Here is a 10515-nt window from a genome sequence, read left to right on the forward strand (position 1 = left end):
TGATATTACTCATTACGGGCTTTTTTATAAGCTGATATTCTACAAACTTATCACTTAAAGTGAATGTAAAAACACCATAGCGATAGCTGTTGGACATACAACCTTTGTATAAACAGGCCATATTTTCCAGAAGAAACTGTCTTCAACTGATTCGTTACCTGACTTAATTTCTTCAAGTAAAGAATTACGTTGCCATATCCAACCTACAAATACACAACACAGCATAGCAACAATTGGCTGACCGTATTTGGTCGACAATGTAATCACAAAGCCAAATAATGCTTCAAAGTTAGCCATGATAATAACGCTGAATAAGAAAATACCGATGCCGATAAGAATAGAAGCTTTTTTACGCTCCATATTGTGTCGCTCTACGGCATAAGAAACAGGACCTTCAAGCATTGAGATTGAAGATGTTAAAGCCGCAATCGTCATTAAAGCAAAAAAGCCAATAGCGACAAATAAGCCAACGCCCCCCATACTTTCAAATAAGCTAGGTAAAACAGTGAATACTAAAGTGTCTTCAGATAACAAACTGCCATCAGCAGCAAATATTTCAACGCCTTGTGCTTGAGCAACATACATAGCAGGAATAATTAATAAACCCGCTAAGAATGCGATTGAAACGTCGATAAGCGTAACTTGTGCACCTAAGCTGACCATATTCTCTGATTTAGAGATATAAGATCCGTAAATGATCATAACGCTAGTACCTAAAGACAAAGAGAAAAACGCTTGCCCCAGTGCACTTAAGACTAAATCAGGTTCAAAAATTCGAGAAAAGTCAGGATTAAGGTAAGCTTCTAAACCTTCACTTGCGCCATCTAATGTTAATACATAGCCAATTAAGATCAGTAATAAAGTCAGCATCAGTGGCATTAAGCGCTTAGACCATTTCTCAATTCCCTCTTCAACACCTCGAGAAATAATAAAAATAGTTAAACTGACAAACAATGCCGTAAAGATTAAATTGCGTTCGAAAGAAAAAGCGACAAGCCAGTCAGCAACATCAGTACTACCGACTAATTTAGCAACAGGCTCTGCAGTATGAGCAATCATCCAACCAGCAACAATACCGTAGAAACTTAAAATAAGACCCGCACAAATAACGCCACCAAAACCAACAACAAAAGCAAAGCGCTTTTGAAAAACGGTTTTCGACATTTTTTGCAGTGCAGTAACTGCGTTAGCTTGCCCATATCGACCAATAAGAATCTCAGCCATAAATGCAGGATAAGCTAAACAAAAAGCGAGCACTAAATACATAAGTACAAATGCAGCTCCGCCATTACTTGCTGTTTGGGTTGGAAAACCCCAAATATTTCCTAGACCAACTGCAGAACCTGCAGCTGCCATAATAAAACCAAGTCGCGAACTAAATCCGCCTCTACTTCCTGCCATGAATGTTAATCTTTTTTTTATTAGGATTATGATGAAGTAATTTACTTAATGTATTCACAAAACAACAGCAATAATTTAATAAACCCGTGTTTTGATTGAATATCAATCAAATTTTGGTGTAAACATTTACGTACTAGCAAGTTGACAGCAAGAGTTAATAGTCAGATAGAATATTAAATGTAAGATATAAAAAAACCTTCCCACTTCTTTTATTAATAAAGAAAATGAAAAGGTTTCAATTATAGCTACCCTTTTAGTTAGGTAGTTTGCTTTAAAATAGAATGAACTAGTCTCTAAAGTTATTAAACTGGAAGCTTTGGTCTAAATCAGTTTCGCGGATAAGTTGCATTACAGCTTGTAAATCATCACGCTTCTTACCTGTTACACGTACTTGCTCACCTTGAATTGCCGCTTGAACTTTTAACTTACTGTCTTTTATTAACTTAACAACTTTCTTAGCCATAGGCTGTTCAATACCTTCTTGAAAAGAAAGTGTTTGAGTAACTGTTTTTCCTGAAAACTCAGCTTTAGACACAGTTAATGCTTTAGCATCGATATTACGCTTAGCTAGTTGAGCTCTAAACATAGTCACAAGCTGCTTCAATTGCATTTCAGCTTCAGCTTTTATAATAACGTTTGGTTTTTTCCACTCAATACTTGCTTCAATACCTCTAAAGTCAAAACGAGTTTCTAACTCTTTTTTAGTGTTATTGCTCGCGTTAAGCACTTCTTCCATATTGATTTCAGAAACAATATCCATTGATGGCATAGTTTTTCTCTTTTTAAACAAATTACGATGGGTAAATAATAACAGCCTCATACCTTATAACCAATATCTTAAGACGATAAAAGTCGCTAATTTTAATGAGTCATATCAATTACCTTATTGATTTGGTCTAACAGATTGAATGGTTTCTTCGTGCTAAAGCATCATGTTAAGATAATAATTCTAGCTCATTATTAATGATAAACTTTATGATATACCGCCATTACTTTCTTGGTTTACTTTTAATAGTAATTTCTGTGGTGATGTTAACCTGGTTTTACAATACAAATGAGTTAACACTTCAATTCCCTAAATTAGATTCAATCGGACATTTTCTAGGCTTTTTCTTTTTAACTTGGTTGTTAAGTTATCTTTTGAAACAACCTTTACTTAACTTAACGCTGTGTTTAACGTTATATGCTGCACTAACTGAGGTTGGCCAACATTATTTAGGTTTCAGAAATGGAGAGTTTAGAGATTTTGTCGCTGATGTTCTAGGCATTACATTATTTGTAACGATTCAATATTTTTGGGCAAAGTTCTGTGAAAGTAGACAATAACGCGATGAATAAACAAAAAACTAATGTTCTTATCGTAGGATCAGGTGCAATAGGTTTATTGTGGTATAGCCATTTTGCATTAAACAGTAAACACTCGATTAACTGTTATCTTTATCAATCGGCTAAACGTAAAGCCTTACCAGACGAAATCAAATTTACAAATATTAATGATACTACACATGTAATCCATAGTAACATCATTACACAGCCGAAAAGCCCAATGGATATTGTTCTCGTTTGTGTAAAAAGCTATCAGCTCAATCAAGCGATTGCTGACATTCAAAGTATTATCTGCCCTAAGACACTTGTGATCACAACGCATAATGGTTTAGGTGCGCTAAATACACAATCAAATCAATATTTAGAAAATAATATTGTGCTTAATATGCTAACCACCCATGGTTGCTTGAAAGTAGCTGACAATGAAATAAAACATACGGGCGCAGGTATATCTCATTTGGGTGTTAAGTTTGATGTCGCTGAAAAGTATCTAGAATCGAATAAGCAAAAAGACATCCGTGATTTATTACATACCATATTACCAGAGGTTGTTTGGTGTGATGATATTTTATCTAAACAATGGTTAAAGTTAGCGATTAACTGTGTGATAAACCCATTAACGGCTGTGTTTGATATTAAAAATGGTGAAGTGATTAACCCAGAATTTACTTCTATTATTGAGCAAGTGATTGATGAAGTAGTCGCCATTGGTCAGGCGAAAGGTATTAGTTTAGATAAAGTACAATTAATTGAAACCGTATTATTAGTTGCACAAGCCACAGCTAATAATAGTTCGTCTATGCGTTGTGATGCTCAGCAAAAAAGAGAAACAGAGATAGAATATATTAACGGCTATATTCATAAATCAGGGCAAGAATTGAATATTCCTACCCCGAAAAATACTGAGCTATATCAAAAGGTTTTAGCACTAACGTTTTAATCTTAAAGATCTTGCACTTAAAAACTGCTATAGCTCTTTTATCTTACTCGACTAGTTATCTTATGGACGATAAACTTTAACGTTAGTAAAGCCATTATCTAATAAGTACAAAGCTTGTAACTTACTCATAACGCCTTGATCACAGTAAAGGAAATATTCTTTGTCTTTCGCTAAATCACCAAACTTAGTAGCAAGTCTATAGAAAGGAATATGTATCACTTCTACTTTATCTAAAGACAGAGGATTGTTATCTTCTTCTTCAGGGCTTCTGATATCAACAACAATAGCGCTATCGTCAAGTTGATCAACCATTTCTACCGCTTTAATTTCAGCTTCTGTTTCAGTGGCAATATCTCGAATGTCATATAAACGAGTATTCTTTACTACGCTATCTAAAATATCAAAATCAAAGTTACTTTCTTCATGCTCAATTTTAGATAAAACCGCTTTAACTGTTGGTTTATTTGAAATAACACCACAGTATTCAGGGATAGTTTTAGAGAAATCTTCAGTGCCAATTTGACGAGCAATATCGATAATATCTTGCTTATCATATGCTGTTAAAGGTCTTAAAATTAAGGTTTCTGTTACGCGGTCAATTACATTTAAGTTAGTTAATGTTTGGCTAGATACCTGCCCTAACGCTTCACCTGTAACCAATGCTTGTATTTTAGCGCGTGCTGCAACTTTTTCTGCTGCGCGCATCATCATACGTTTTAGAATAACGCCCATTTGACCGTTTTCTACTTTCTCTAAAATTTCAGCTACAACAGGTTCAAAGTCGATAGCGAAAAACTTAACTTTATGTGAAGCACCAAACTTGTTCCACAAATAGTAACTGACTTGTTTAACACCAATTTCGTGTGCTGAACCACCTAAGTTAAAGAAACAATAATGAGTACGTGCACCTTTTTTGATCATTTGGTAACTTGCAACAGCAGAGTCAAAACCACCAGACATTAACGATAGTACATCTTCTTGAGTTGCTATTGGGAAGCCGCCTAAACCTTTATGACGTTCTGTAACAATAAAGAGTTTTTCATTTTTTATTTCTAAATGAACGGTAACGTCAGGCTTACTTAATTTTACTTTAGCTGATTCAACTGCTTGGTTTAAACCACCACCAACATATTGCTCAACTTGAATTGATTTAAACTCGTGAGTACCTGTACGTTTAACACGAACACAAAAGGTTTTGTTTTCAATACTTTTAGCATGTAAAGCGGCAGTTTTTTCGTAAATGCTGTGCATATCAGTAAAGTCGGTTTGTACAACTTCTAAAAACATCGGAATACCTGGAACACACTTTAAGGTTGCAATAACCTTTTCACGATTCTCTGGGGTATCGTTTGGTGAATTCACTTCAATATTGTCCCAAGTCATACGAACATGAACTTGTGGATCTACACGACGTAGTACAGTTTTAAGGTTAGATTCTAATATTTTAGTAAAGCGCTTGCGAACAGGCCTACTTTTAATGGTGATTTCAGACTGTAACTTTACAATAAATTTCATGGACGCTAATACCTAACAAATGTACTTATACCAACCCGAATAGGTTAATTATTTATTTATATAAGTGTCGCTCGTTTAAACGCGATAAATAAATGCTCTATATTTGGCAATTTATCATTTATACAAAGTAAGTTAATTTTTTAATCGAATGGGTATCAAAAAATAATGGCGCGAATTATACACGATAACGAAGGGCATTTAGCATAATTTTTTCTTCTACTTATATTATCAATAAGAAGCAATCAAAGTTCTAAACTAAAAATTAGAAAAATACTCAAAAAAAAGAGTTACTTGATGTAACTCTTTTTAAGTTTGATATGACTTTCTACTTACTGAATAATAGATACAGGTTCAGTTTCTTGAGCCTTACCTTGGTTTATAGCAATTTCTACACGACGATTTTTACGTCGGTTTAAAGCATTAGTATTTGGGACTAAAGGCTTAGCATCGGCATGACCCGCTACGATAATTCGGCTTTGATCAAACTCAGGTACTTTTATTATCTCGTGAGCGATGGCTACTGCACGCTTACTTGATAAGTCCCAATTAGAAGTAAATAACTCTGAGCTAATACCTTGATTATCAGTATGACCTGAGATCATTATCTCACCAGGGATCGTCAACAATAACTCGCCAATCTCTCGAATAATCGGTCTAAACTGAGGTTGTAAAAATGCTGAACCCGATGGAAATGAACCATTTTCTCGAATACGAATAATAATTTGTTGCCCTAAAGATTCTAATTCGATGGCACCATCTTGAATTTGTTTATCTAGCTGATCTGCAATTTTCTTAATAAGGTCATTTATTTGTTCTTGAGAAGCTTGCTCTGCGTCTTCTGCTGCTTGAATGATTTCTTGAGCCGCTTGTTCATTTGCTGTGCTTTGCGATTGACCACCACGTTGAGCGCCACGTTGTTCTTGACGTCCACCTGCGGAAGTTTCATCTCCCGCCTGAAACTCTAACATTTGCTGAGTCATTTCTACGGTTTGTTGCTGAATCACTTCAATAGGAGTTGGTTCAGGCTTACCTGGTCTAAATTCCTGAGCAATAATACTAGTGCCTTTTGGAATATCTTTCACTTCAATTTTATTTTGCACACCAAAAGCAAACTTCATTGAACCTGCAATTTGTTTAAACTTTAAAACATCCATTTCTGAAAAAGATAAAAGCAAAACGAAAAAACACATAAGCAACGACATTAAGTCGGCAAAGGTTCCCATCCAAGCGGGGAGCCCTGGAGGTGGACATTTACATTCTTCTTCCATTTTAGCCTCCCTTACTCTTCATTTGTATCGACGGCGCGCTTACCTTCAGCTATGTAGTTCCTTAATAGCCCTTCGATAACGCGAGGGTTTTGACCATCTTGAATACCTAGAACAGCATCAAGGATCAATTGCCTATTCATTTTTTCTTCTTCACGTCTCAGTTTTAATTTGTTGGCGATTGGAATAGCAATTACGTTTGCTAAGAAAGCACCGTATAAAGTCGTTAAAAGTGCTACCGCCATTGCGGGTCCAATGGCTTTTGGATCATCCATATTAGAAAGCATGGCAACTAAACCAATAAGTGTACCGATCATTCCCATTGCTGGCGCTACGTCTGCTAGCGCCATCATCATACCTACACCTCTTTCGTGACGTTCACTGGTTAATGATATGTCTTTTTGTAAAGTTGCACGTACTACATCGGCATCATGACCATCAACCAGCATATCAACACCTTTTTGCATAAAAGCGTTGGTAATCTCAGCTTCTTCTAAAGCTAAAAAACCGCCTTTGCGTGCTGCGTCTGCCATTTCAACAGATTTTTCGATAAGTTCTTCAGGAGTTTCAAGTTTGAATAGAAAGGCTTTACCACAAATTTTCCCGATACCGAAAAATTGCCCTAAATTATAATTAGATAAAACAACAAAGATTGAGCCACCAAATACAATGATCAAAGATTGAGTGTCGATGAACATACTGATATCACCCGCCAATAACATCGCCATAATTAAAAGGCCAATGGCACCGAGTATCCCTATTAACGTTGCTAAATCCACAAAATTCTCCTGTTTATATGCTTACCGTTGTGCTTTATAAAATAATAGTACAATAACGATTTGGGTTACGCGAATACTTATAGCTATATTATCGTCCACAATCTCAATAACTTAAGTTCTTTTCAATAAAACATAACAATCAATTAATAAATCGACGCTAATTGACCAAAATGTTAAGCTAAGGTACCTTTGCGCCTATCTATTAAATGTAGCAGAAAAATAATGGCTAGAAAAAAAATTGAAAATTTAACCTTCGAAGAATCACTTAATGAATTAGAAGAAATTGTTCAGAATTTAGAACAAGGCGAACTAAGTTTAGAGGATTCGATGAATTTGTTTGAACGAGGATTAAACCTTAGTCAAGCTAGCCAAACTAAGCTACAAGATGCTGAACAGAAAATACAAATATTGCTCGATAAGAATAATCCTGAGCAAGCGCTTTCAACATTTGAATTAACACAGGACGATAGCTAAGTGGGTCAGTTACCTCAATTAGATGAATACCAGCAACGTGTTAATCAATTTCTTACCCATAAATTAGATCAGTTAACTTGTAACGATGAGCGTTTATTAGAAGCTATGCGTTATGGCCTACTTATTGGCGGCAAACGCATGCGTCCGTATCTAGCTTATATTACAGGTAAGAGTGTTGGAGCAAAATTAGAAGATATAGACGGCATTGCTGCAGCATTAGAATGTATTCATGCGTATTCATTATTACATGATGACTTACCCGCTATGGATGATGACGATTTAAGACGTGGTAAACCAACCTGTCATAAAGCTTTTGATGAAGCGACAGCAATTTTAGCAGGCGACAGTTTACAAACTTTAGCTTTTGATATTTTAGCTAATCATCATTTTTCAGAAAATTTGCAAAGTAAGCGTATTAGCTTTGTTCAACAACTTGTTAATGCTTCTGGTTATCAAGGTATGTGCGGTGGACAAGCTTTAGATTTAGCGGCAACTGATCATTCAATATCTTTAGATGCTTTACAACATTTACATTCATTAAAAACAGGCGCTTTAATTGAAGCTTCGGTATTAATGGCTGCAGATTGTAGTAGTACAGTTTCTGTAGAAGAAAAAGCACAATTAAAAACTTTCGCACAACTTGTGGGTTTAGCTTATCAAGTAAGAGATGATATTATTGATATAACATCAAGCGAAGAAGAGCTAGGAAAACCAGCAGGTTCAGACCTAGCAGCAAATAAAAGTACGTATCCTGCTTTGCTTGGTTTAGACGGTGCTCAGCAAAAAGCTGACGACTTATACCAACAAGCACTTCAAGCTTTGTCTACTTTGCCTTACAATACCCGATGTTTAGCTGATTTTGCGACTTTTATCGTAAAGCGTACTAGCTAGTTCACTGTATAAATTTTAATAAGAATAACCGATAACACATGACAATTGATCTAACTGACTACCCCCTTTTATCAAACATCAATACGCCTGAAGATTTAAGGCTATTAGGTAAAAGCAAACTCACTCAAGCGAGTGAAGAATTACGTCGATACTTACTCAACTCAGTTAGTAAAAGTAGTGGCCATTTCGCTTCGGGTTTAGGCACAATAGAGCTTACAGTAGCTTTACATTTTGTGTATAACACACCTTTTGATCAATTGATCTGGGATGTGGGTCATCAAGCTTATCCTCATAAAATTTTAACAGGTCGACGCGATCAACTGCACACCATTAGACAAAAAGATGGCTTACATCCTTTTCCTTGGCGAGAAGAGAGTGAATACGATGTATTAAGTGTTGGTCATTCAAGTACTTCTATATCCGCAGCATTAGGTATGGCGGTTGCTGCAGAAAAAGAAGCTAAGAATAGAAAAGTTGTTGCTGTAATTGGTGATGGTGCTATGACGGCAGGTATGGCATTTGAAGCGTTAAATCATGGCGGTGATATTAACAAAGACATGCTTGTTGTACTTAACGACAATGAGATGTCGATATCTGAAAATGTAGGTGCGCTTAATAATCATTTAGCTAAAATGCTTTCAGGAAACCTATACACTGGCCTTCGTGAAGGTAGTAAGCGCATACTTAAGAATATTCCTCCGATAAAAGAATTAGCCAGTCGTGCAGAAGAACATCTTAAAGGCATGGTTGTACCAAGTACTTTTTTCGAAGAGCTAGGTTTTAACTATATTGGTCCAATTGATGGTCATGATGTTAATGGCTTAGTTGATACCATTTCGAATATGCGCAACTTAAAAGGCCCTCAGCTTTTACATATTGCCACTAAAAAAGGTAAAGGCTACGAAGCGGCAGAACAAGATCCAATAAAGTATCATGCGGTACCTAAGTTCAATCCTGAAGAAACCACACTACCTAAGAGTAAAGCAAGTTTACCTACCTACTCAAAAATTTTTGGTGACTGGTTATGTAACACAGCAGAGATTGATCCAAAACTAACAGCTATAACCCCAGCAATGCGTGAAGGTTCAGGTATGGTTGAGTTTAGCCAACGTTTTCCTGATCAATATTATGATGTTGCCATTGCTGAACAGCATGCCGTAACTTTTGCTTCAGGTTTAGCTATTGGTGGCTATAACCCTGTTGTTGCTATTTATTCTAGCTTTTTACAGCGTGGTTATGATCAACTTATTCATGATGTAGCTATTCAAAACTTACCTGTTATGTTTGCTATAGATCGTGCAGGTATTGTGGGTGCTGACGGAGCTACACATCAAGGGGCATTCGACTTAAGCTTTTTAAGATGTATACCTAATATGGTAATAATGGCGCCGTCTGATGAACGTGAATGTGTACTGATGTTAACTACTGGTCATCAACATACAGGCCCTGCTGCAGTCAGATACCCTAGAGGTTCAGGTAATGATGCTGAGTTACCATCTATAACAGAAACAATAGAAATTGGTAAAGGCGTTGTTAAGCAGCAAGGTAAAGACATTACTATTTTAAGCTTCGGTACGTTATTACAAGAAGCTAACGCTGTAGCAGAATCACTTAATGCCACATTAGTTGATATGCGTTTTGTTAAACCTTTAGATGAAGCCTTAATTGAAGAATTAGTAAATAGCCATACTTGTATTGTAACGTTAGAAGATAATGCCATTGCTGGTGGCGCTGGCTCTGCTGTGAATGAGTTTATCCTTAGTAAAGGCATTGCCATTAAAATATTAAATATTGGCTTACCTGACGCTTTCATTAAGCATGGTACTCAAGATGAAATACATCAAGAACTAGGTTTAGATAGCGAAGGCATATTAAGCAAAATTAATAACTTTATTAAGTTATAGTTAATCACATTAAGCTAGAA

At 36.0% G+C, this 10515-nt stretch carries 10 protein-coding genes; 5 read left to right on the plus strand and 5 right to left on the minus strand.

Translation table 11 applies throughout. The features are described from left to right. Positions 1-54: 54 nt before the first annotated feature. Positions 55-1401 (minus strand): sodium-dependent transporter, encoded by a 1347-nt coding sequence (locus ACPUVN_RS12965; protein ID WP_426359907.1) that lies wholly within the window; start codon positions 1399-1401, stop codon positions 55-57. A gap of 286 nt (positions 1402-1687) precedes the next feature. Next, a complete protein-coding gene (locus ACPUVN_RS12970) occupies positions 1688-2170 on the minus strand; it encodes a YajQ family cyclic di-GMP-binding protein (protein ID WP_426369223.1) in 483 nt (160 codons plus the stop codon). Between the two features lie 260 nt (positions 2171-2430). On the opposite strand from ACPUVN_RS12970, the gene ACPUVN_RS12975 reads away from it, so the two are divergent. Further along, on the plus strand, positions 2431-2727 hold the full coding sequence (locus tag ACPUVN_RS12975) for a VanZ family protein (protein ID WP_426359906.1): 297 nt from the start codon (positions 2431-2433) through the stop codon (positions 2725-2727). Then, entirely contained in the window at positions 2711-3667 is a 957-nt protein-coding gene (locus ACPUVN_RS12980; RefSeq protein ID WP_426359905.1) for a ketopantoate reductase family protein, read from the plus strand. Before ACPUVN_RS12975 ends, ACPUVN_RS12980 begins: the two co-directional genes overlap by 17 nt. A 60-nt stretch (positions 3668-3727) precedes the next feature. On the opposite strand, the gene thiI is transcribed toward ACPUVN_RS12980, so the two are convergent. The 3 genes from thiI to pomA all read right to left on the minus strand — a co-directional run bounded on the left by thiI (position 3728) and on the right by pomA (position 7226). After that, the gene (gene thiI / locus ACPUVN_RS12985) at positions 3728-5182 is read right to left on the minus strand and encodes a tRNA uracil 4-sulfurtransferase ThiI (protein ID WP_426359904.1); all 1455 of its coding nucleotides are present in this window, start codon (positions 5180-5182) and stop codon (positions 3728-3730) included. Between the two features lie 329 nt (positions 5183-5511). Next, entirely contained in the window at positions 5512-6450 is a 939-nt protein-coding gene (locus ACPUVN_RS12990) for a flagellar motor protein MotB (protein ID WP_426359903.1), read from the minus strand. Positions 6451-6461: 11 nt separating this feature from the next. Continuing rightward, positions 6462-7226 carry a flagellar motor protein PomA gene (pomA, locus tag ACPUVN_RS12995; RefSeq protein WP_426359902.1) on the minus strand — a complete coding sequence of 255 codons (765 nt, stop codon included), beginning with the start codon at positions 7224-7226 and terminating at the stop codon, positions 6462-6464. A gap of 222 nt (positions 7227-7448) precedes the next feature. Here pomA and ACPUVN_RS13000 point away from each other — a divergent pair, with 222 nt between their 5' ends. From ACPUVN_RS13000 to dxs, 3 genes are read left to right on the plus strand one after another with little or no spacing between them, the layout of a single operon-like run. Continuing rightward, positions 7449-7700: an exodeoxyribonuclease VII small subunit gene (locus ACPUVN_RS13000; RefSeq protein WP_426359901.1), complete on the plus strand. Its 252-nt coding sequence runs from the start codon at positions 7449-7451 to the stop codon at positions 7698-7700. Then, positions 7701-8591 carry a (2E,6E)-farnesyl diphosphate synthase gene (gene ispA, locus ACPUVN_RS13005; RefSeq protein WP_426359900.1) on the plus strand — a complete coding sequence of 297 codons (891 nt, stop codon included), beginning with the start codon at positions 7701-7703 and terminating at the stop codon, positions 8589-8591. A gap of 38 nt (positions 8592-8629) precedes the next feature. Continuing rightward, positions 8630-10495: a 1-deoxy-D-xylulose-5-phosphate synthase gene (dxs, locus tag ACPUVN_RS13010; protein ID WP_426359899.1), complete on the plus strand. Its 1866-nt coding sequence runs from the start codon at positions 8630-8632 to the stop codon at positions 10493-10495. Positions 10496-10515: the final 20 nt, after the last annotated feature.

The organism is Pseudocolwellia antarctica, from assembly GCF_049933045.1.
Lineage (GTDB): Bacteria > Pseudomonadota > Gammaproteobacteria > Enterobacterales > Alteromonadaceae > Pseudocolwellia.

Bases quoted from the DNA above. Each gene is read 5' to 3' on its own strand.
- ACPUVN_RS12990 (WP_426359903.1), bottom strand. From the start codon at position 6,450: ATGGAAGAAGAATGTAAATGTCCACCTCCAGGGCTCCCCGCTTGGATG.
- dxs (WP_426359899.1), top strand. From the start codon at position 8,630: ATGACAATTGATCTAACTGACTACCCCCTTTTATCAAACATCAATACG.
- thiI (WP_426359904.1), bottom strand. From the start codon at position 5,182: ATGAAATTTATTGTAAAGTTACAGTCTGAAATCACCATTAAAAGTAGG.
- ACPUVN_RS13000 (WP_426359901.1), top strand. From the start codon at position 7,449: ATGGCTAGAAAAAAAATTGAAAATTTAACCTTCGAAGAATCACTTAAT.
- ACPUVN_RS12975 (WP_426359906.1), top strand. From the start codon at position 2,431: ATGTTAACCTGGTTTTACAATACAAATGAGTTAACACTTCAATTCCCT.
- ACPUVN_RS12970 (WP_426369223.1), bottom strand. From the start codon at position 2,170: ATGCCATCAATGGATATTGTTTCTGAAATCAATATGGAAGAAGTGCTT.
- ACPUVN_RS12965 (WP_426359907.1), bottom strand. From the start codon at position 1,401: ATGGCAGGAAGTAGAGGCGGATTTAGTTCGCGACTTGGTTTTATTATG.